We start from the raw sequence: 20396 nt of genomic DNA, 5'->3' as shown, positions 1-20396 counted from the left end.
CCTGAGATGACAGATTCTGGGCGCGTACATGGCGATGTCGCGGTCAACTACCTGTCGCTCAGGGGGTTTTCATGTCGCACGGTTCACGAAGAGGGATCCTGCTCGGTGCCGCGGGAATCGGAGCCGGACTCGCGCTCGGCGGTACGGGGAGAGCCGCCGCCGCATCCTCGGGCTTGCCGCCCGTCCTCATCACCGAGCAGGCGAGCAAGCGGCTGCTCGTGATGGATTCGCGCGTCCCCGTCTGGGATCCGGAGGTCACCCCCTCCGTCGTGCGGTGGGCGTTCTCGCCCGTGGGCGACGCCCGGTACCGGGACGTCGAGCCCGACATCAGCTGGGTGTATCCGAGCGAGGCGAAGGTGCGGCGGTACCGCGGGCGCACCTTCGTACTGACCACCACCTCGTTCGGGTTCGCGGGCGTCGTGGAGTGGCCGAGCGGGCGGCGGTACTGGGCCGGGGCGCTCGGCCCCGGCGACGACCTGATCAACCCGCACACCGCCGAGATCCTCCCAGACGGGAACGTGGCCGTCGCGTGCAGCACGGGCGCGCTGGTGCGGCTGTACGCGGCGTCTCTCGGCCCGCACACCAGGCGGTACACCGAGGCCGAGCTGAAGGGGGCCCACGGGCTGCACTGGGACTCCGTGCGCGAGGTGCTGTGGGCCATGGGGGACGACGAGCTGGTGGCCTACCGGGTGGAGGGGCGCGTACGGCCCACGCTGGTGCGGCAGTTCGCCGTGGCCCTGCCCGTCGCCACTCCGGGGAAGTCCGCCGGCGGGCACGACCTGTTCCCCGTGGCGGGGGTGCCGGGGCGGATGTGGGTGACGACCAGCGCGTCCGTGTTCCAGTACGACATCGTCGGCCGGCGCTTCGTGCAGGACTTCGCGGGCGCCACGGAGATCGCCCGCAAGTCCGTGAAGTGCGCGGGGGACGATCCGCGGACCGGGCGGGTCGTCACCACCGTGCCGGAGCCCGGGCTCGGGGAGACCTGGTGGACCACGACCGTGAGCCTGCACCGGCCGAGCGGCTCCTTCAGGTACGTCAACGGCGGGATCTACAAGGCCCGTTGGTGGCTACCCCGCTGACGCGTCGGGCGATTCCAGCCTGCGGTCGATCGCGAGGGACAGCTCCGCCTCCACGACCCCCTTCGCCAGCGGGCGCAGCCGGTCGATGTCCTTGTCGGAGGCGTGGGTGGCGACGAGGTCGGTGAAGAGCGCGGCCAGGGCGTCGGCGTGGTCGCGCACCCGCCTCGCCGCCGCCAGCACGTCGGCCAGCGGGATGCCCTCGCGGACCAGGGCCGCCGAGATGTCGAGCAGGCGGCGGCTGATGTGCACGATCTCCTCGCCGTCGATGCCCAAGTAGCCGAGGTCCAGGGCGGCCTGGAGGTTCTCGGGCGTGACGTCGTCCGCGAAGTAGTCGGCGAGCTCCGCCGCGGAGAGGCGGACGGGGACCTCCTCGGTGGGCTGGACGCCGAGGAGTTCGCCGACGTCGCGGCCGCGGTCGAAGGCCTCGGACAGTTCACTGATGCCGCTGAGGGTGTGGCCGCGGTCCAGGAGCGAGGCGATCGTGCGCAGCCGGTCCAGGTGCGTCTCGTCGTACCAGGCGATGCGGCCCTCGCGGCGGGGCGGCTTGATGAGCCCCCGCTCACGGTAGAAGCGCACGGTGCGGACCGTGATGCCGGCGGCTTTCGCCAGCTCCTCCATGCGGTACTCGCGCTTGCCCTCGCCGCGTTCTGTCACTTCCTTCTGCGCCTTCTCCACGTCGGAAACCTTATGACAAGCACTGCGGCCCGGAGGGCCCCGTTGAGGGGCGGTGGTCGGGCGACGGGTGGGCGTACTGCCGGTAACTTTCCTCGGTCCGACCCCTACCCATGAGTACGCGGAAGCTCTACTCTCCGAATTACGCCAGTGTTCACTGGCAGAGTCGCGCGGCAAGGGAGGCGCCGGAATGCCCGATCAGGAGCACGAGCACGTACGAGTGGCGGTGATCGGGTCCGGCTTCGGCGGCCTCGGCGCGGCGGTCCGGCTGCGACGCGAGGGAATCACCGACTTCGTCGTCCTGGAGCGGGCCGACGCGGTCGGCGGGACCTGGCGCGACAACAGCTATCCGGGCTGCGCCTGCGACGTCCCCTCCCACCTCTACTCCTTCTCGTTCGCGCCCAACCCGGACTGGCCCCGGACGTTCTCCGGACAGGAGCACATCCGGGAGTACCTGGAGCACGTCGCCGACACCTTCCGGCTGCGGCCGCACATCCGCCTCAACTCCGAGGTTCAGCAGCTGCGCTGGGACAACGACGAGCTGTGGTGGGAGATCGACACCGCACAGGGCACACTCACCGCCGACGTCGTCGTGTCCGCCACCGGCCCCCTGTCCGACCCCAAGACACCGGACATCCCCGGCATCGACACCTTCCCCGGCAAGGTCTTCCACTCCGCGCGGTGGGACCACGACTACGACCTGCGGGGCAAGCGCGTCGCCATGATCGGGACCGGCGCCTCCGCCATCCAGATCGTCCCGGCCATCCAGAAGGAGGTCGGCAGGCTCACCCTCTTCCAGCGCACCCCGCCGTGGGTGATGCCGCGCGCCGACCGGGCCGTCTCCAAGGGCGAGCGCTGGCTGCACCGACAGCTGCCCTTCACCACCCGGGCCCGCCGCGGACTCCTCTGGGGCATCAGGGAGCTGCAGGTCCAGGCGTTCACCAAGCACCCCAACGAACTGGGCATGGTCGAACAGCTCGCCAAGCGGAACATGCACCGCGCGATCAAGGACCCCGGGCTGCGCGCCAAGCTCACCCCGGACTACCGCATCGGCTGCAAGCGGATCCTGCTCTCCAACACGTACTATCCGGCGCTCGCCCGGCCCAACGTCGACGTCGTCGCCTCCGGACTGAGCGAGATCCGCGGCAACACCCTCGTGGCCTCCGACGGCAGCGAGGCCGAGGTCGACGCGATCGTCTTCGGCACCGGGTTCCACGTCACCGACATGCCGATCGCGGACCGCGTGGTGGGCGCCGACGGCGACACCCTCATGCAGTCGTGGAAGAACGGCATGAAGGCACTGCGCGGCGCCACCGCCACCGGATTCCCCAACTTCATGACGGTCATCGGCCCGAACACCGGCCTCGGGAACTCCTCGATGATCCTCATGATCGAGGCCCAGCTGAACTACCTGGCCGACTACATGCGCCAGCTGAACGTGCTCGGCGGCCGGGTCGCGCTCACCCCGCGCGAGACCGCCGTGACCGGCTGGAACAACCGCGTACAGGACCGCATGAAGCGCACCGTGTGGAACACCGGCGGCTGCAACAGCTGGTACCTCGACGAGAACGGCGTCAACACGACGGTGTGGCCGGGCACGACGACCGAGTTCCGGCATGCCACCCGGCATGTCGACGTAGGCGAGTACGAGGTGGTGCGCCCGCCCGCGAAGCCGGCCGCGCCCACCGCACGTACCAAGAACAAGAAGAAGACCGAGGTGAGTGCCGCGTGAGCCGCCTGATGCGCCATGTGACGACGGGACCGTACGCCCCGCCCGTCGCCGCCCGTGAACTGACCGTCACCTCCGCCGACGGGGCACAGCTGCACGTCGAGGTGCACGGCCCCGAGAAGGCCCCCGCCGTGGTGCTCTCGCACGGCTGGACCTGCTCCACCGCGTTCTGGGCCACCCAGGTACGGGCCCTCGCCACCGACCACCGGGTCATCGCCTACGACCAGCGGGGACACGGCCGCAGCCCGGCCTCGGCCCAACTCCCGTACACCACCGACATGCTGGCCGACGACCTGGAGGCCGTGCTCGCCGCGACGCTCGCGCCGGGCGAGCGGGCCGTGCTCGCCGGGCACTCCATGGGCGGCATGACCATGATGGCCGCCGCCGCGCGCCCCACGTTCAAGGAGCACGCCGCCGCCGTCCTGCTGTGCAGCACCGGCAGCTCGCAGCTCGTCGCACAGGCGACCGTGGTGCCGGTGATGCGCGAGAGCACCCTGCGCACCCGGATCACCCGCGCGATCCTCGGCTCGAAGGCGCCGCTCGGACCCGTCACGCCGATCGGCAAGAAGGTCCTCAAGTACGCGACCATGGGCGCCGGTTCCGCCCCCGACAAGGTCGAGGCCTGCGCACGGATCGTGCACGCCTGCCCGCGCCAGGTCCGCCACGGCTGGTCGCACGTGCTGGAACACCTCCAGGTGGACGCCGGTGTCGAGCAGCTGACGATGCCGGTCGCCGTCCTCGCGGGCACCGCCGACCGGCTCACCCCGGTCACCCACGCCCGGCGCATCGCCGCCGCGCTGCCCGACTGCACGGGCCTGACCGAGCTGCCGGGGCTCGGCCACATGACGCCCATCGAGGCGCCCGAAGCCGTCACGGCGAAGATCCGTGAACTGTCGCAGGAATACGTGGATTCACAGTCGCCGAAGGGGGCGGATGCCGCATGAGCAAGGTCAGTCTCGAAGGACAGGTCGCGGTCGTCACGGGTGCCGCACGCGGCGTGGGCGAGCTGCTCGCCCGCAAGCTGTCGGCGCGCGGAGCGAAGATCGCGCTGATCGGCCTGGAGCCGGACGAGTTGAAGCAGGTGGCCGCGCGGCTGCACTCCGACGCCGACTGGTGGCACGCGGACGTCACGGACCACGTGGCCATGGCGCAGGTCGCGCAGGAGGTCAAGGACCGGTTCGGGAAGGTCGACATCGTCGTCGCCAACGCGGGCGTCGCGACCGGCGGCCCCTTCGCCGACTCCGACCCGATCGCCTGGCGGCGGGTCATCGAGGTCAACCTCGTCGGCTCCGCCGTGACCGCCCGCGCCTTCCTCCCCGTCCTCACGGAGTCGCGCGGCTACCTCCTCCAGGTCGCCTCGCTCGCCGCGATCACGCCCGCCCCGATGATGACCGCGTACTGCGCCTCGAAGTCCGGCGTGGAGGCGTACGCGCACTGCCTGCGCGCCGAGGTCGGCCACAAGGGCGTCCGGGTCGGCGTCGGCTACCTGTCGTGGACGGACACCGACATGGTGCGCGGCGCCGACCAGGACGACGTGATGCGCGAGCTGCGCCAGCAGCTGCCGTGGCCGGCGAACAAGACGTACCCGCTGGGCCCGGCCGTCGACCGGCTCGTGGCGGGCATCGAGCGGCGGTCCCCGCACGTGTACGCGCAGTGGTGGCTGCGCGGCATGCAGGGCATCCGCGGCTACCTGCCCGCGGCGATCGGCATCGTCGGCCAGCAGAAGGTGCGCCGCTTCGAGGGCCGGCTCGGCTCGATCTCGAAGGGCCTCGTGGGCGCGGGCGGCGCCGCGGACGAGGCTTCGCGGGGCCGCTGACCTGGTCCTTTACGGTGCGTCATTGATCAAAATGCGACATATGGGGCACCGTGTCAGTCTGGTCGAGGCCCATCCCCCATCCTTCACGGAGTGCATCACATGGGTATCGCTGACCAGTTCAAGGACAAGGCCGAGGACCTGCAGAACAAGGCCAAGGACGCCATGGGCGGTTCCGACAACAAGGCCGAGGAAGGCCAGGACCGCGCCAAGGAAGGCATGGACCAGGCGAAGGACAAGGCGCAGGACGCCGCCGAGGAGGCCAAGGACCGCTTCCAGCAGTGACGCCGCCTGAGGACATGTGACGGGGCCCCGGCCGGACATCCGGCCGGGGCCCCGTCATGTGCGGCTCAGTGGTCGAAGACCACCGTGACCGGCGCGTGGTCCGACCAGCGCTCGTCGTGCGTGGCGGCTCGCTCGACGTACCCCTTCACCGCGCGCTCGGCGAGCCCCGGCGTCGACACGAGATAGTCGATGCGCCATCCGGAATCGTTGTCGAAAGCCCGCCCCCGGTACGACCACCACGAGTACGGGCCCTCGACGTCCGGGTGGAGTGAGCGCACCACGTCGACGTAGCCGCCGTCGGAGGGTTCGAAGACGGTGGACAGCCACTCGCGCTCCTCCGGCAGGAAGCCGGAGTTCTTCTTGTTGCCCTTCCAGTTCTTGAGGTCGGCCTCCTGGTGGGCGATGTTCCAGTCGCCGCAGACCACGACCTCGCGGCCGTCGGCGGCGGCCCGCTCGCGCAGGGCCTTCAGATAGGGCAGGAACGCGTCCATGAACCGGATCTTCTCGTCCTGGCGCTCGGTGCCGACCTCGCCGGAGGGCAGGTAGAGGCTGGCGACGGTGACGCCCGGCAGGTCCACCTCGACGTAGCGGCCGCTGTCCGCGAACTCGTCCGCACCGAAACCGATCTGCACCCGGTCCGGCTCGCGGCGCGTGTAGAGGGAGACGCCGGCCCGGCCCTTGGCGGCGGCCGGGGCGTGCACGACGTGCCACCCCTCGGGCTCACGCACGGTCTCGGGCAGCTGGTGCGGCTCGGCGCGCACCTCTTGCAGGCACACCGCGTCGGCCGAGGTCTCGGCGAGCCACTCCACGAAGCCCTTCTTGGCGGCGGCCCGTAGTCCGTTCACATTCACAGAGGTCACAGTCAGCACCCCGGCACGATACCGGCACACTGGACGGCCCGACCGTAAGCACCCGCATAGAGTTACGATGGTTCGCATGAGTATCCAGCTTCCCGGGGTGTCGGCCCCCGACCTGCGCCCCACGTCCTTCGGCCACCGCGACGCGATCGCGCTGAACGACCGCGTCCAGCTCGAGTACGCGGAGCGCTACGGCGACGAGGGCGACGTCACTCCGCTGGATCCGACGATGTTCGAGCCGCCGCACGGCCTCTACCTGATCGCGTACGACGCCGCGGGCACGCCGCTCGCGACCGGCGGCTGGCGCACCCAGGACGCGAACGACGAGGGGTACGCGGACGGCGACGCCGAGTTGAAGCGCATGTACGTCACGCCGGAGGCGCGCGGTCTGGGGCTTGCCCGGCGGATCCTCGCGGCGCTGGAGGAGGACGCCCGCGCGGCGGGGCGCACCCGGATGGTGCTGGAGACGGGCACCAAGCAGCCGGAGGCGATAGCCCTCTACACGTCGAGCGGTTACGAGCCGTGCGAGCGGTTCGGGCACTACCGGTTCGACGAGTTGAGCCGGTGCTTCGGGAAGGCGCTGTAGAACGCGGGGGTCGCACCCGTGGATACGCGAAAGCCCCGACGGTCTCCCGTCGGGGCTTTCGTTGCTGTGGACGTGAGGGGATTCGAACCCCTGGCCCCCTCGATGCGAACGAGGTGCGCTACCGGACTGCGCCACACGCCCTTGCAACGAGTGAAACTCTAGCACCCCGATCCGGGTGCTTGGAAATCCGTTCCCTGGCTGGTCAGCCGGGAGGGCTCCGGAGTGGTCGGGCTCACTCGTTGGCGGCGCGCGGCCGTCCGTCGGCGTCGTCGTCGAACTGGTCGAAGAGCGGCGTGCGTCCGCGCTCGCGGGAGCGGCGGGCGGAGGCGGCGCGGCGGGCGTCGCTGCGTCCGTCGTCGGCGACCGGCTCGGCCGATTCCGCGGCGGGCTCCGGGGCGTACTCCTCCTGCGACTGCCGCTGGGCGGCCTGTTCCGCGGCGGAGGAGCGGGCGGAGCTCCACGTCTCGGGCGCGTTGTAGTCGATGCCGCCGGTGGCGCGCGGGGCGACGGGGGCGGTGACGTAGGTGGGCAGCGGCACGGGGACCGGGTCCCAGCTGTCGCCGGGGCCGGGGTGGCGCTGCCGCTCGCGCTGCTGGTCGACCCACTCCTGATGGTCGGTCTGCTCGACGAGCGCGCGCCGGTCGGCGGCGAGGGCTTCGAGTCCGGGGTCGGTGGCCGTCTCGTCGACGACTGGTCCGTCCTCCAGGTCCTCGGCCGCGGCGCGGGACGTGGCCGGCTGCCGCCTGCGCGGCTGACGCTCGCGCAGACGCTGGGCCGCGACCTCGGCGCGCTGTCGGTCCATGACGTAGGCGAACCTGCGTCGTTCCTGGGTGCGCAGGTAGACGATGTACGCGCTGAGGAGCACGGCGGGGGCCGCGGGCGCCCACAGGAAGGGGACGCCGCCGACCGCGGCGACGACGGCGCCGAGCGTGAAGGCGATGAAGAGCAGCACGGTCGTGCGACGGCGGCGCGCGAGCACCTTGGTGCGCCGGGCGCGCGCGGCCTGCGCCTGGGCGGCGGAGGCCGCGGAGGCGGAGCCGGCGGAAGTGGGGCGGGCGGCGCGGGGCTTGGCGGGCGCCTTGGCCTCGGCCGCCGGTTCGGGCTCGCGGGAGCGCCCCGTGCGCGGGGAGCGGCGCTCCCCGGACGGAGACATGCCGAAGTCCCGGACGCCCACCGGATCGGTGGGCGCGTCCGGGTCGACCGGGTCGCCGCGCTCGTCCGACTCGGGCGAGCGCGCCTGCAGGTCCTTGGCGTACCGGCGCTCCATGCCCGCCCGGCCGGAGAGAAGCCGGATGGCGGTGCTGAAGCGTTCCGTCGGACGAGCTTCGTTCAACTCGTCCTGCCTACGGAGCCACATCGGCACCAAGTAGGCGGCCCAGGCCCCGACGATGACTGCGTAGATGAGGCCGCTGCTGCTCACGGACACACCGTAGAGGGGTTTGCACGGGGCCATCCGCCAATTGAGCCGGTGTGTCGCACGATCTGGCTGATAATCCGAGCTTTTTTGCGATGGATGTGATCAACGGGCCGACCTTCGGGGGAATTCAATGACCCCTGACGGTGCCTCATCGATCAAATTCGAACATTTATTTTATTTCGAGGGGGCGCCCGGATCGACCGCATTGGGGGCACTCGGACCTGCGGTATTACCGCGTCGCCCACGACGACGGCGCTTCAGGAGCCCTTCCGGGACCTCCTCGGCGGTGAGCGCGAAGACCAGATGGTCGCGCCAGGCCCCGTCGATGTGAAGATATCGTGGACGAAGCCCTTCCTCGCGGAATCCGAGTTTCTCCACGACCCTGCGGCTCGGCCCGTTCTCCGGCCGAATGCAGACCTCGATGCGGTGCAGCCCCACGGTGCGGAAGCAGTGGTCGACCGCGAGCGCGACGGCCGTCGGGATCACGCCGCGGCCCGCCACCGACTGGTCCACCCAGTACCCGACGTGGCCCGAGCACATCGACCCCCAGGTGATCCCGGCGACGGTCAACTGCCCGACGAGGCGGCCCTGGTACTCGACGACGAAGGGCAGCATCCGGCCCGCGTTCGCCTCCGAGCGCAGATGGCGCACCATTTGACGGTATGTCGGGCGGTGGGTGATCGGACCGCTCGGGGTGGGCGGCGGGATGGTCGCCTCCCAGGGGCGCAGCCAGTCCCGGTTGCGCCGGTTCACTTCGCGCCAGGCGCGCTGGTCGCGCAGCTTTATGGGGCGGAGGACGACATCGCCCTCCGCCAGCACGACGGGCCACGACGGGCTGTTCAGCGCGCACCCCCGGGTGCCTGGACGTCGGGTCTGGGATCGCTTCTGGGGTGGTCGCCGCCGTGGATCTGGTCGACGGCGTGGGTCAGCAGCGGCCCGAGGACGGCGAGCCCGTCCTTCACGCCCCCGCTGGAACCCGGCAGGTTCACGATCAGTGTGCGCCCGGCGACCCCCGCGAGGCCACGCGAGAGCGCCGCGGTGGGCACTTTCTCCCGGCCGTACGCCCGGATCGCCTCCGGGATGCCCGGTACCTCCCGGTCGAGGACACGGGCCGTCGCCTCGGGGGTGCGGTCGGTGGGCGAGATGCCGGTGCCGCCAGTGGTGAGCACGACGTCGTACTCCGCCTCGACCGCGGCCCGCAGGGCGGCCTCCACGGGGTCGCCGTCCGGCACCACCTGGGGGCCCTCGACGGCGAAGCCCAGCTTTCTGAGGCCTTCCCCGATCAGGGGGCCGCCCTTGTCCTCGTAGACCCCCGCGGCGGCCCGGTTGGAGGCCGTCACGACGAGGGCGCGGTAGCTGTCGCTCATGCGCGGTCCTCCCGGTTCTCCCGATTCCACGTGCCGGACTTGCCGCCCGTCTTCTCCTCGACCCGGACGTCCGAGATGACGGCCCCCTTGTCGACCGCCTTGACCATGTCGACGACCGTGAGCGCGGCGACCGAGACCGCCGTGAGCGCCTCCATCTCGACGCCCGTGCGGTCCGTGGTCTTCACGGTGGCGAGGATCTCCACCGCGTCGTCGGCCACGGAGAGGTCGAGCTTCACCCCGGACACCGCCAGCGGGTGGCAGAGCGGGATCAGGTCGGGGGTGCGCTTGGCGCCCATGATTCCCGCGATGCGTGCCGTGGCGAGCGCGTCCCCCTTGGGCACGCCCTCGCCGCGCAGCAGCTCCACCACGCGCGGCGAGACGAGGACGCGGCCGCTGGCACGGGCGGTGCGCGCGGTGACGTCCTTCTGTGACACGTCGACCATGCGGGCGGCGCCCGCCTCGTCGATGTGCGTGAGCCGGTCGGTCCGGTCCTGCTGGTCCTGCTGATGCTGCGAAGTGCTCATGGTGCTGTGGCGCTCCCGATCCGAGCCGTGCGCGGTGCGGCGCGCCGGACGATTAGTGCGCGACACGCTATCGCGAGCCTCCGACAGTCGGCCGGGTCAGCCCAGCAGGACCACGTCCACCTCGGCGCCCGGCTCCACGGACGTCATGTCCTCGGGCACCACGATCAGCGAGTCCGCCTGCGCGAGCGCGGCGATGAGGTGCGAGCCGGCGCCGCCGACGGGAGCGACCTCGCCGGCCTCGGCGTCGTGGACACCGCGCAGGAACTGGCGGCGCCCGGCGGGCGAGGTCAGCGCCTTGTCGGCGGTCAGCTTCGCGCGGGCCGTCGGGCGGTGCACGCAGTCCTCGGGCAGGCCCATCAGGGTGCGGATCGCGGGGCGTACGAACAGTTCGAAGGAGACGTACGACGACACGGGGTTGCCCGGCAGCGCGAGCAGCGGGGTGTGGTCGGGGCCGATGGAGCCGAAGCCCTGCGGCTTGCCGGGCTGCATGGCGAGCTTGCGGAACTCGACGCCGCTGCCCGCCCCGATGCCCTCCTCGTCGTCCGGGTCGCCGATGCCGCTCAGGGCCTCCTTGACCACGTCGTACGCGCCGACGCTGACACCGCCCGTCGTCACGATCAGGTCGGCGCGGATCAGCTGGTCCTCGATGGTGGAGCGGAGCGTCTCGGCGTCGTCGGAGACCGCGCCCACCCGGTAGGCGATGGCTCCGGCGTCGCGGGCGGCGGCGGTGAGGGCGAAGCTGTTGGAGTCGTAGATCTGGCCCGGCGCCAACTGCTCGCCGGGCTGGACGAGTTCGGTGCCGGTGGAGACGACGACCACGCGCGGGCGCGGGCACACGCGTACGGTGCCGCGGCCGATGGCGGCGAGCAGCGCGATCTGCGGCGGGCCGAGGACGGTGCCGACGGTGAGCGCCCGGTCCCCCGCCTTTACGTCGCTGCCCTGCGCGCGTACGTGCGCGCGTGCCTCGGCGGGGCGGTGCACGCGGACCTCGCCGGATGCGCCCTCGGGGGCGGCGCTGTGGGCGGCCATCGAGGTGACGGGGCCCGCGCCGAGCCCTCCGTCGGTCCACTCCACGGGGACCACGGCCTCGGCGCCGGGCGGCAGCGGGGCGCCCGTCATGATGCGGGCGGCCTCGCCGGGGCCGACGGTGGGCTGTTCGGCCTGGCCCGCGGCGACGTCGCCGATCACCGTGAGCACGGCGGGGAACTCCTCGCTCGCGCCCGCGATGTCCGCGACGCGCACCGCGTAGCCGTCCATCGAGCTGTTGTCGAACGGCGGCAGCGACAGCGGGACCGTCACCTCTTCGACGAGTACACAGCCCTGTGCGTCGAGGAGTTGGAGCTCGATGGGGTCGAGCGCCTGGACGGTGCCGAGGATGTCCTCCAGGTGCTCGTCCACCGACCAGATCTGCGCCTGGTCCGTCGTGGCACTGAAACTGTTCACTGCTGCTCCCTGCTCCTCGTGCCGGTGTGCTGATTCTCCGGTGGCCTCAGGTGTTATTACCACGGGCGATATGTGACACCCGGGAGGTGGTGGGCCGTACCGGGGCGCAGGTCCTTCGGGGAGCGGGGGTCTCAGATCTCGTCGGCGACGTAGCCGCGCAGCCAGGAGCGGAACTCCGGTCCCAGGTCCTCACGTTCGCAGGCGAGGCGGACGATGGCCTTGAGGTAGTCGCCGCGGTCGCCGGTGTCGTAGCGGCGGCCCTTGAAGACGACGCCGTGCACGGGGCCGCCGACCTTCTCGTCGGCGGCGAGCTGCTGGAGTGCGTCGGTGAGCTGGATCTCGCCGCCGCGGCCGGGCTCGGTCTTGCGCAGTATGCCGAAGACGGCGGGGTCGAGGACGTAGCGGCCGATGATGGCGTAGTTGGACGGGGCGTCGGCCGGGTCCGGCTTCTCCACGAGGTCGGTGACCTTCACGACGTCGCCGTCGTCGGTGGCCTGGACGGCGGCGCAGCCGTAGAGGTGGATCTGCGAGGGCTCGACCTCCATGAGGGCGATGACGCTGCCGCCGTGCTCCTCCTGGACCTCGACCATCTTCTGGAGCAGCGGGTCGCGGGGGTCGATCAGGTCGTCGCCGAGCAGGACCGCGAACGGTTCGTCCCCGACGTGCGGGGCGGCGCACAGGACGGCGTGGCCGAGGCCCCTGGGGTCGCCCTGGCGCACATAGTGGATGGTGGCGAGGTCGTTCGACTCCTGGACCTTGGCCAGGCGGCTCGCGTCGCCCTTCTTCTGAAGGGCCGCCTCCAGCTCGTGGTTGCGGTCGAAGTGGTCCTCGAGTGGGCGCTTGTTGCGACCTGTGATCATCAGTACGTCGCCGAGCCCCGCTGACGCGGCCTCCTCGACCACGTACTGGATCGCCGGCTTGTCGACGACCGGGAGCATCTCCTTGGGCGTTGCCTTGGTGGCCGGGAGGAACCGGGTGCCGAGGCCCGCCGCGGGGATGACAGCCTTGGTGATCCTGGTGTGCGCGTCAGTCATGCGGGTCACCATATCCGGCTGCTATGGGCGGAATCTGTGGGTCCGCTTTGTACGCACATATATGCGTTGAACAGGAGAGGTTTGTGACCCGCCTATGAGTCCGCACACGAGCGATCCACGCGGCGCCCACCCTGACAAGCCCGCATTGCGGCGGGAGTTCCTGCGGGTGAGGAAAGCATTGACAGCCGATGACGTCCGGGAGACGGAGCGGGCCGTGGCCCGACGGGCTTTCGAACTCGACGAGTTGGCGCAGGCCCGCACGGTGGCGGCCTACGTCTCCGTGGGCGGCGAGCCGGGGACGGGCGCGCTCCTCGACGCCCTCCGCGCGCGCGGGACGCGTGTCCTGCTGCCGGCCCTGCTGGCCGACAACGACCTGGACTGGGGCGCGTACGACGGGCCCGGTTCGCTCACGGACGTGCGCCACCCGGGAAAGATCGCCCTCTCGGAGCCCGGCGGCGAGCGGCTCGGCCCCGACGCCGTCCTGGAGGCCGACGTCGTGCTGCTGCCGGGGCTCGCGGTGGACGCGCGCGGGATGCGGCTCGGGCGGGGCGGGGGCTCGTACGACCGGGTGCTCGCGCGCCTGGAGGCGGCCGGCGCGCGGCCCGCCCTGGTCGTGCTGCTGCACGACAGCGAAGTGGTCGCGCACGTCCCGCGGGAGGCGCACGACAAGGCCGTGGACGCCGTCGTCACGCCGTCGGGCGTGCGGCGCTTCTAAATCAGACCTTCACGCGGTCGGTTGTCCAATGGGGATCAGAAACGAGAAGAGTGCTCCTGACCTTCAACGATGGGTCTTGTCTAGGATCCAGGTCGTCGCGTGGAGAGAAGCACTGATGAGGTGGAGATGCCTATCGGGTCCTACTCTACGCGTCCTGCGCGCCTGGGTCGCTAACCCGGACTGCCCGACCGACCACCAACTGCCCCCCTACGCTCCGGACCTCAACCCAGTTGAAGGTATCCAATCCCTGCACGATGCCGCTGGCTCAGCAACATCGCCTTCACCAGCCCCGACCACTTGGCCCAGACAGTCAGGCATGACCTACGCGCCATCGAACACCACAGCGACTTCATCGACGGACGCCTCGCCGGAACCGACCTATCCCTTGACCCAACGACTTCACGAGTTCAGGCTCAGTGATCAGCGAAGGCGTCGAGCGGCCTCGACCCTGTTATCGATACTCTTCTTGACGCGCATGAGATCTTTTTTATGCTTGACTTCGACACGCTCTTGAAGCTGTTTATCAACATAGAACCAGACCCCAACAACATTCTCTTTCTTCCTGCACCGCTGATCCGTGACCGCCACACGAATCTCTTTGTTGGTGGGCTTGACTTCGCTACGCCATTGCGGATCATTGAGAGCCGCAATAGGGTCCGAGTAGCCATAACCCTCCCCCTCCATGCATGCAGACCACCGCTTAAATACGTCACGCGTGGCACTGTCCTTTTGAGACTCAGCTAGGGTGCTGAATTTTAGGTTGGTGGCAAGCTCAGAATCCCCTAGCCCACCTTTTCGGCTACCCGTGAGCTGCTCCAGCGCGCCCCCTACACATCCACCAACCGGGACCTGTTGACCACCCTTGGTGCGACCGCCAGGGCCAGTCTCCTTCTTAGGGTCACGGGTTCCTCGCGCAGCGAACGACCAAGCTGAACTTCTATCCACAGCCTGACTGTCAGAATCAGAAAGGTTCTGCTCGGGGACTCCCCCTGCCGGGTGGTAGCCCCAGGCGCGCGCATGCGACATGCTCTGATAGCCATATCGCCCGTCAATCCTCGTGCGGGGGGCATCCCGCCCCATCCCACCGGAAGGGTCCACAGCCTTCGGGATCTCATACTCGAAACCGTAGCGCTTCATGCACTTAGACATGATTTTTCCGTAGGCGTCCTGCAGATACGTATACTGCCGAGAATTGAGCAGGTACTTATCCAAAGGGAGTTCTCGATCTCGCGCGCTGATCATTCGTTCGATACGCGTTCCACGCTGCAGGACAGAGGATGCATCCGACGTTGCTACACCCTCATCACCTGGACCCCCACAACCGGACACCGAAACAGAGAAGGCGGCGAGGGCGATCGCAGCACTGTACGATCTTTTCCCATCCATAGAACCACCTTTAACAAAGAACCAATCGGAGCGGTCGACGGGGAAATCAAAAGTTCTCCGAGTCCGGGACCGACCAGCCGGCCTTTCCCCGAACAGCGCGATCCAAAATTTCCCCGTCAACACCAAGCCCTCGAACGCTACCGCGAGTACTACTACTTATACATACCGGAGGCGTTATTGTTCTTGAGCTGAGAATTCAGGTTCACCTGGCCATGTGCCGCGATGGTCTGACAAGCCACCGCGCAGCTAAAATAACTGTTGTAGAAAACCTGGAACGCCCTGTCGTTATGATTCCAGATAAAAGCGGCGTTATTCTTCACCGAAAGACCGGATCCGGCACTACCGTTAGCTCCAGCCTTAAACTTGTACGGCGCGTAATCATTAATCGAGCTCTTCTGCTCAAAATACGCCCCATACCCATTAGTGGAGCTGTTGTAGTGGATGCACACATTCGGCACATCGCAATCATTGCTCGGCCCCGCCCAGGCTGGCGCAGCGCCCATCAAAGATACTGCCACGCCAGCAGCCACTACGGCACCGACAACTGAGAGATTCTTTCGCACGACATCCCCTATCTCGTGGAATTACTTCGGCACGCCCGAAAGGGGTCCCCCCCCCAGAGCAAAGTTATCTGATCACACAATCCGCAAGGTGTCCATGGCTTGCACACAACTGATGTAAGACCTACGGTCGGCCGACCATTGAGCTGCTCCTGCCGCTTCCTCGTCTTCGAGATTGCGTCAACGCCGACTTTCCCCAAAGCCAGGACCCTCACAGTCGCGAAATCGAGCGGTTCAACCCCACGGCACTTATCGCGCGGCTACGCCCGCCTCACGGCTTCAACGTCAGCGTGCCCACAGTGCTGTCGTCGATGGCGTTTTCGGTGAAGTGCCACGGCAGCAGGTCACCCTTGACCCACTTCTCGGTCTGGTCCGTGTAGTGGTCGCTGAAGGTGTGCCCCGATGCGCCGGTGAGGTTGATCCACTTCGACTTGTCGAGGTCCTCCATGTTGACGACCATCCGCATGGACGGCACCCAGTCGACCCCGTAGCCGCCCGCGGCGTTCCAGCCGGTCGCGTTGACGGCCGCCTCGCCGCCGCCCAGCTTCCAGGGGCCGCGGTTGAGCACGTACTGCAGCCAGCCGGGGCCCTCGGTGCCGAGGGTCTGGTTCTTCAGCTCCAGCTTGTGCAGCCGGCCCCAGCTCCAGGTGTCGATGTCCTTGCCGAGCTTGGCCGTGAGGTCCCAGCGGGCGTCCCGCATGGCGCGCTCGAACAGCTTGTCGCGGGTCTTCGTGGGGTCGTCCGTGCGGCTGCCCGGCGTCTTCCACCAGTCGTTCTTCTCGTCCTTGATGATCTTGCGGACGACCTCGAACCAGCGGTCGCCGCCGTCCGGCTGCGCCTGGTCCGCCGAGCGCTCGCCGCACTCACGGACCCGGCGGTCCTCGTCGGCGGGGCCGCTCTTGTCGACCGGTTCGACGCTCAGGCACTGGCCCTCGACGCGCAGTTCCTTGGGCAGCTTGTTGCCGAAGGCGAGCTTGAGGATGTTGCGCCACACGGAGTTGAAGTAGGCCGCGGCCGCCGAGTCCGGGTTCTGCGTGTAGTCCCAGTTGTCCAGGAGCTGCTGCGCGTCCCTGACGTCCTTGTCCTTGATGTCGATCTTCTGCAGGTAGGGCACGAGCAGCTTGGCGATCTCGCTGCTGTTGTCCATCTGCATGGTGCGCATGTCGTCGGTCGAGATCTTGCCGCCGTCCTTGATCTTGGACTCGATCAGGTCGGTGATGCGCTGGCTGCGGGTGCCGTAGCCCCAGTCCTTGGTCAGCGTGTACGGGTAGCTGTCGTCGACCACGGCCTGATTGGCGGTCACGATGTAGCCGCGCTTCGGGTTGAACTCGTAGGGCAGCTCGTTCTGCTTGATGTAGCCGGTCCAGCGGTACTTGGAGTCCCAGCCCGGCGACGGCAGCGAGCCGTCGCCCTCGCCGCGGGTCGGGATCCGGCCCGGCAGCTGGTAGCCGATGTTGCCCTCGGTGTCGGCGTACGTGAGGTTCTGCGAGGGCACCTCGAAGTCGGCGGACGCCTTGCGGAACTCGGACCAGTTCGACGCCTTGTCGAGGTTGAAGACGGCGTCCATGGAGTTGCCCGGCTGCAGCGCGGTCCAGCGCAGGGCGATGCCGTAGCCGTCGCCACGGTCCGGGGCCGCCGCGTCGACCGAGGCCTTCTTGCCGACCTTGACGAGTTCGGAGTTCCGGTCGGACAGCAGCGGCCCGTTGTCGGTCTCGCGCACGATGATCGTCTTGGAGTCCCCGCCGGCGACCTTGATGGTCTCCTTGCGGGTCTTGAACGGCACCGTCCTGTCGTCGACGAGGTAGCCGTCGCCGCTGAACTTCTCCAGGTAGAGGTCGGTGACGTCGACGCCGGAGTTGGTCAGGCCCCAGGAGATGTTCTGGTTGTGGCCGATGACCACGCCCGGCATGCCGGCGAACGTGTAACCGGACGTGTCGTGCTGACACTTGCTGGAGACGCTCGTGCAGTGCAGCCCCATCTGGTACCAGACAGACGGCAGTTGCGGCGCCAGGTGCGGGTCGTTGGCGAGCAGCGGCTTGCCGGTGATGGTGTGGGCGCCCGAGACCACCCACGAGTTGGAGCCGATGCCGTTGCCGTTGGGTCCGAGGCCCGCGGACTCGGGAATCTTGTCCAGGACCTCGGTGAGGCCGCCCAGCTGGCTCTGGAGGCCGCTGGGAGCCGTCGCGTCGTCCGTCAGACCGGTGCCCGCCGCCCCGGTCGACTGCGTGCTCGTACCGCCGCCGGAGGACGCGTCGAACGACTTCGTGGCACTGTTGTACCCGCCCTTCTGCACGATCGGCTTGTGCCGCGAGTACGGGTAGTCGGGGTACAGGTCGGCGATCTGCTTCGGGCCGAGTCGGCTCGTCATCAGCGAGCGGTCGATCTCCTCCTGCATGTTGCCGCGCAGGTCCCAGGCCATCGCCTTGAGCCAGGCCACCGAGTCCACCGGCGACCACTTCTGCGGCTTGTAGTCGTTCTCGAAGCCGAGCGCGACGTACTCCGCGGAGATGTCCTTGCCGCTCTTGCCGCCCAAGTAGGAGTTGACCCCCTTGGAGTACGCCTGGAGGTACTTCTTGGTCGCGGGCGACAGCTTGGAGTCGTACTCCTTCTGCGCCACCCGGTGCCAGCCCATGGTGCGCAGGAACTCGTCGGTCTTGACCTGCCCCTTGCCGAACATCTCGGAGAGCCGACCGGAGGTCGTGTGACGCCGAACGTCCATCTCGTAGAACCGGTCCTGCGCCTGCACATAGCCCTGCGCCATGAACAGGTCGTGGTCCGTGGACGCGTAGATCTGCGGGATCCCGTAGCTGTCCCGCTTGACCTGCACCGGCCCGTCGAGCCCGTCGAGTTGGATGGACCCCGTCGTCTGCGGCATGGAGGCGCGGACGCTGTCGACGCTCCAGTAGGCACCGAATCCGATGCCCGCGAGAACGGCCAACACGAGCACGATCACGATCAGTCGGGCTCGGCGCCCCTTCTTCTTGCCGGGCGGGCTGCCGGCAGAGGCGTTCGTAGTGGAGGGCATCGCGGTCCTTGCTGTCCTTCGCTAACCGGGCGGGAGGGCGAGAGCAACCTTACGAGCAGTGGGGTGCGGCTCCGGACGCGGAGTAGGGAAGCGAGGTCCTCCGAAGATTCCTACGCAGGTTCCCACGGAGGTTCCCGCGAAGAGCGGGGTGACGTAACCGGCATCAAGAAAGCGTTAACGATTAGGTAAGGTAACGAAGTAACTTCCCTGTCGCAGTGCCCCCTCTGGAAGGAACGGCCCCTGACTGTCCACCAGCTCAACCAGCTTCTGCTCGTCAGCGCACTCGTGCTGCTCGTGGCGGTCGCCGCCGTGCGCGTCTCCTCGCGCAGCGGACTGCCGAGCCTCCTGCTCTACCTCGGCATCGGCGTCGTCATGGGCCAGGACGGGCTGGGCCATGTCTCCTTCAGCAACGCCGAACTGACCCAGGTCATCGGCTACGCGGCGCTCGTCGTGATCCTCGCCGAAGGCGGACTCGGCACGAAGTGGAAGCAGATCAAACCCGCGCTCCCGGCGGCCGCCGCCCTGTCCCTCGTGGGCATCGCGGTCAGCGTGGGCGTGACGGCCACGGGCGCGCACTACCTGGTGGGCCTCGAGTGGCAACAGGCACTCATCATCGGCGCCGTGGTCTCCTCCACGGACGCCGCGGCGGTCTTCTCCGTCCTGCGCAGGGTGCCGCTGCCGTCCCGCGTGACCGGCGTCCTGGAAGCCGAGTCCGGCTTCAACGACGCCCCTGTCGTCATCCTGGTCGTCGCGTTCTCCGCCGCGGGACCCATGGAGCACTGGTACGTCCTCGTCGGCGAGATCGCCCTGGAGCTCGCCATCGGCGCGGCCATCGGACTCGCGGTCGGCTGGCTCGGCTCCTACGGCCTGCGGCACGTGGCACTGCCCGCCTCCGGCCTCTACCCGATCGCCGTGCTGTCCATCGCCACCGTCGCGTACGCCGCGGGCGCCATGGCCCACGGCAGTGGCTTCCTCGCCGTCTACCTGGCCGCGATGGTGCTGGGCAACGCCAAGCTGCCGCACTGGCCCGCCACCCGCGGCTTCGCCGAAGGGCTCGGCTGGATCGCGCAGATCGGCATGTTCGTCCTGCTCGGTCTCCTCGTCACCCCGCACGAGCTGGCCGACGACATCGTGCCCGCGCTCCTCATCGGCCTGGTCCTCACGATGGTCGCGCGCCCCCTGTCGGTCGTCGTCAGCCTGGCTCCCTTCCGCATACCGTGGCCGGAGGAAGCCCTCATGTCGTGGGCGGGCCTGCGCGGCGCCGTGCCCATCATCCTGGCGACCATCCCGATGGTCACGGGCGTCGCCGACAGCCAGCGCATCTTCAACATCGTCTTCGTCCTGGTCGTCGTCTACACCCTCATCCAGGGGCCGACCCTGCCCTGGCTCGCCGGAAAGCTGCGCCTGGGCAACACCTCCGACGCCGCCGACCTCGGCATCGAATCGGCGCCCCTGGAGCGGCTGCGCGGACACCTGCTGTCCGTGTCCATCCCGGAGAGCTCGCGGATGCACGGCGTGGAGGTCGGCGAACTGCGGCTGCCGAAGGGCGCCGCCGTCACGCTCGTCGTCCGCGACGGCACCTCCTCCGTGCCCGCACCGACCACCGTGCTGCGCCGGGGCGACGAACTCCTGGTCGTCGCCACGGACCCGGTGCGCGACGCCGCCGAGGCGCGCCTGCGGGCCGTCGCCGCGGGCGGCAAGCTGGCCGGCTGGCTGGGCACCGCGGGCCCGAACTCCCGTTAGCATGGATGCACAGACCACGTACGACCGACTCTGCCTGACGTAGAGCCGGCGCGACCGCAAAGCGGCCGCGGTCCCCTTGCAGCACCGCGCTTCACAGCGCCCGACTGCTCGGCCCAGGGCCTCTCCTGGCGCGGACCGTAGGTATCACTCGGTTCCCGGCG

Annotated in this window: 19 protein-coding genes and 1 tRNA gene; 8 read left to right on the top strand and 12 right to left on the bottom strand. The window is 69.1% G+C overall.

From position 1 onward, the window contains the following. Nucleotides 1-71 precede the first annotated feature (71 nt). Nucleotides 72-1079 carry a DUF6528 family protein gene (locus tag ACY34M_RS25935; RefSeq protein ID WP_462720918.1) on the top strand — a complete coding sequence of 336 codons (1008 nt, stop codon included), beginning with the start codon at nucleotides 72-74 and terminating at the stop codon, nucleotides 1077-1079. Here the strand turns inward: ACY34M_RS25935 and ACY34M_RS25930 are convergent. After that, nucleotides 1068-1697, bottom strand: coding sequence for a MerR family transcriptional regulator (locus ACY34M_RS25930; protein ID WP_462721068.1), 630 nt, complete (start codon nucleotides 1695-1697; stop codon nucleotides 1068-1070). The two genes, ACY34M_RS25935 and ACY34M_RS25930, sit on opposite strands and share 12 nt — an antisense overlap. A gap of 244 nt (nucleotides 1698-1941) precedes the next feature. Between ACY34M_RS25930 and ACY34M_RS25925 the strand changes: the two genes are divergently transcribed. The 4 genes from ACY34M_RS25925 (at nucleotide 1942) to ACY34M_RS25910 (ending at nucleotide 5578) form a co-directional block, all read left to right on the top strand. Beyond that, entirely contained in the window at nucleotides 1942-3483 is a 1542-nt protein-coding gene (locus ACY34M_RS25925; RefSeq protein WP_462720917.1) for a flavin-containing monooxygenase, read from the top strand. Then, entirely contained in the window at nucleotides 3480-4424 is a 945-nt protein-coding gene (locus ACY34M_RS25920) for an alpha/beta fold hydrolase (RefSeq protein ID WP_462724125.1), read from the top strand. Before ACY34M_RS25925 ends, ACY34M_RS25920 begins: the two co-directional genes overlap by 4 nt. Beyond that, entirely contained in the window at nucleotides 4421-5296 is an 876-nt protein-coding gene (locus ACY34M_RS25915) for an SDR family oxidoreductase (RefSeq protein ID WP_462720916.1), read from the top strand. The genes ACY34M_RS25920 and ACY34M_RS25915 overlap by 4 nt, the downstream gene beginning before the upstream one ends. Before the next feature lie 99 nt (nucleotides 5297-5395). Beyond that, a complete protein-coding gene (locus ACY34M_RS25910) occupies nucleotides 5396-5578 on the top strand; it encodes a hypothetical protein (protein ID WP_462720915.1) in 183 nt (60 codons plus the stop codon). 65 nt (nucleotides 5579-5643) lie between these two features. Here ACY34M_RS25910 and ACY34M_RS25905 read toward each other — a convergent pair whose 3' ends face one another. Further along, complete coding sequence (locus tag ACY34M_RS25905; protein ID WP_462720914.1) at nucleotides 5644-6468, bottom strand: exodeoxyribonuclease III; 825 nt, start codon at nucleotides 6466-6468, stop codon at nucleotides 5644-5646. Between the two features lie 46 nt (nucleotides 6469-6514). Between ACY34M_RS25905 and ACY34M_RS25900 the strand changes: the two genes are divergently transcribed. Further along, a complete protein-coding gene (locus ACY34M_RS25900; protein WP_462720913.1) occupies nucleotides 6515-7021 on the top strand; it encodes a GNAT family N-acetyltransferase in 507 nt (168 codons plus the stop codon). A gap of 67 nt (nucleotides 7022-7088) precedes the next feature. On the opposite strand, the gene ACY34M_RS25895 is transcribed toward ACY34M_RS25900, so the two are convergent. From ACY34M_RS25895 to galU, 7 genes are all read right to left on the bottom strand, one after another. After that, nucleotides 7089-7162 (bottom strand) — tRNA-Ala (locus ACY34M_RS25895). A 91-nt stretch (nucleotides 7163-7253) separates the two neighbouring features. Next, the gene (sepX, locus tag ACY34M_RS25890) at nucleotides 7254-8441 is read right to left on the bottom strand and encodes a divisome protein SepX/GlpR (protein ID WP_462720912.1); all 1188 of its coding nucleotides are present in this window, start codon (nucleotides 8439-8441) and stop codon (nucleotides 7254-7256) included. Nucleotides 8442-8612: 171 nt separating this feature from the next. Beyond that, nucleotides 8613-9257, bottom strand: a complete 645-nt coding sequence (locus ACY34M_RS25885; protein WP_462720911.1) for a GNAT family N-acetyltransferase — start codon at nucleotides 9255-9257, stop codon at nucleotides 8613-8615. 20 nt (nucleotides 9258-9277) lie between these two features. Next, on the bottom strand, nucleotides 9278-9805 hold the full coding sequence (locus tag ACY34M_RS25880; RefSeq protein ID WP_462720910.1) for a MogA/MoaB family molybdenum cofactor biosynthesis protein: 528 nt from the start codon (nucleotides 9803-9805) through the stop codon (nucleotides 9278-9280). After that, nucleotides 9802-10329, bottom strand: a complete 528-nt coding sequence (moaC, locus tag ACY34M_RS25875; RefSeq protein ID WP_462720909.1) for a cyclic pyranopterin monophosphate synthase MoaC — start codon at nucleotides 10327-10329, stop codon at nucleotides 9802-9804. Before moaC ends, ACY34M_RS25880 begins: the two co-directional genes overlap by 4 nt. A gap of 96 nt (nucleotides 10330-10425) precedes the next feature. Beyond that, a complete protein-coding gene (gene glp / locus ACY34M_RS25870; protein WP_462720908.1) occupies nucleotides 10426-11772 on the bottom strand; it encodes a molybdotransferase-like divisome protein Glp in 1347 nt (448 codons plus the stop codon). A 131-nt stretch (nucleotides 11773-11903) separates the two neighbouring features. Beyond that, complete coding sequence (gene galU, locus ACY34M_RS25865) at nucleotides 11904-12806, bottom strand: UTP--glucose-1-phosphate uridylyltransferase GalU (RefSeq protein WP_462720907.1); 903 nt, start codon at nucleotides 12804-12806, stop codon at nucleotides 11904-11906. A gap of 94 nt (nucleotides 12807-12900) precedes the next feature. Here galU and ACY34M_RS25860 point away from each other — a divergent pair, with 94 nt between their 5' ends. Continuing rightward, the gene (locus tag ACY34M_RS25860; RefSeq protein WP_462720906.1) at nucleotides 12901-13521 is read left to right on the top strand and encodes a 5-formyltetrahydrofolate cyclo-ligase; all 621 of its coding nucleotides are present in this window, start codon (nucleotides 12901-12903) and stop codon (nucleotides 13519-13521) included. 420 nt (nucleotides 13522-13941) lie between these two features. Here the strand turns inward: ACY34M_RS25860 and ACY34M_RS25855 are convergent, their stop codons facing one another. The 3 genes from ACY34M_RS25855 to ACY34M_RS25845 all read right to left on the bottom strand — a co-directional run bounded on the left by ACY34M_RS25855 (nucleotide 13942) and on the right by ACY34M_RS25845 (nucleotide 18492). Further along, nucleotides 13942-14907, bottom strand: a complete 966-nt coding sequence (locus ACY34M_RS25855; RefSeq protein ID WP_462720905.1) for a hypothetical protein — start codon at nucleotides 14905-14907, stop codon at nucleotides 13942-13944. 152 nt (nucleotides 14908-15059) lie between these two features. Next, nucleotides 15060-15470: a hypothetical protein gene (locus tag ACY34M_RS25850; protein ID WP_462720904.1), complete on the bottom strand. Its 411-nt coding sequence runs from the start codon at nucleotides 15468-15470 to the stop codon at nucleotides 15060-15062. Between the two features lie 268 nt (nucleotides 15471-15738). After that, a complete protein-coding gene (locus ACY34M_RS25845) occupies nucleotides 15739-18492 on the bottom strand; it encodes a penicillin acylase family protein (protein ID WP_462720903.1) in 2754 nt (917 codons plus the stop codon). A gap of 285 nt (nucleotides 18493-18777) precedes the next feature. Here ACY34M_RS25845 and ACY34M_RS25840 point away from each other — a divergent pair, with 285 nt between their 5' ends. Then, nucleotides 18778-20235, top strand: a complete 1458-nt coding sequence (locus tag ACY34M_RS25840) for a potassium/proton antiporter (protein WP_462720902.1) — start codon at nucleotides 18778-18780, stop codon at nucleotides 20233-20235. Nucleotides 20236-20396: the final 161 nt, after the last annotated feature.

The sequence above is a fragment of the Streptomyces sp. EDA2-14 genome, from assembly GCF_054963755.1.
The sequence above is the reverse complement of the archived record's forward strand: the minus strand, read 5'-3'. Positions and strand labels throughout refer to the sequence as shown.

Coding starts and splice junctions, on each gene's coding strand:
- ACY34M_RS25935 (WP_462720918.1), top strand. CDS start 72: ATGTCGCACGGTTCACGAAGAGGGATCCTGCTCGGTGCCGCGGGAATC.
- ACY34M_RS25930 (WP_462721068.1), bottom strand. CDS start 1,697: ATGGAGGAGCTGGCGAAAGCCGCCGGCATCACGGTCCGCACCGTGCGC.
- ACY34M_RS25925 (WP_462720917.1), top strand. CDS start 1,942: ATGCCCGATCAGGAGCACGAGCACGTACGAGTGGCGGTGATCGGGTCC.
- ACY34M_RS25915 (WP_462720916.1), top strand. CDS start 4,421: ATGAGCAAGGTCAGTCTCGAAGGACAGGTCGCGGTCGTCACGGGTGCC.
- ACY34M_RS25910 (WP_462720915.1), top strand. CDS start 5,396: ATGGGTATCGCTGACCAGTTCAAGGACAAGGCCGAGGACCTGCAGAAC.
- ACY34M_RS25900 (WP_462720913.1), top strand. CDS start 6,515: ATGAGTATCCAGCTTCCCGGGGTGTCGGCCCCCGACCTGCGCCCCACG.
- ACY34M_RS25880 (WP_462720910.1), bottom strand. CDS start 9,805: ATGAGCGACAGCTACCGCGCCCTCGTCGTGACGGCCTCCAACCGGGCC.
- moaC (WP_462720909.1), bottom strand. CDS start 10,329: ATGAGCACTTCGCAGCATCAGCAGGACCAGCAGGACCGGACCGACCGG.
- galU (WP_462720907.1), bottom strand. CDS start 12,806: ATGACTGACGCGCACACCAGGATCACCAAGGCTGTCATCCCCGCGGCG.
- ACY34M_RS25860 (WP_462720906.1), top strand. CDS start 12,901: ATGAGTCCGCACACGAGCGATCCACGCGGCGCCCACCCTGACAAGCCC.
- ACY34M_RS25855 (WP_462720905.1), bottom strand. CDS start 14,907: ATGGATGGGAAAAGATCGTACAGTGCTGCGATCGCCCTCGCCGCCTTC.
- ACY34M_RS25845 (WP_462720903.1), bottom strand. CDS start 18,492: ATGCCCTCCACTACGAACGCCTCTGCCGGCAGCCCGCCCGGCAAGAAG.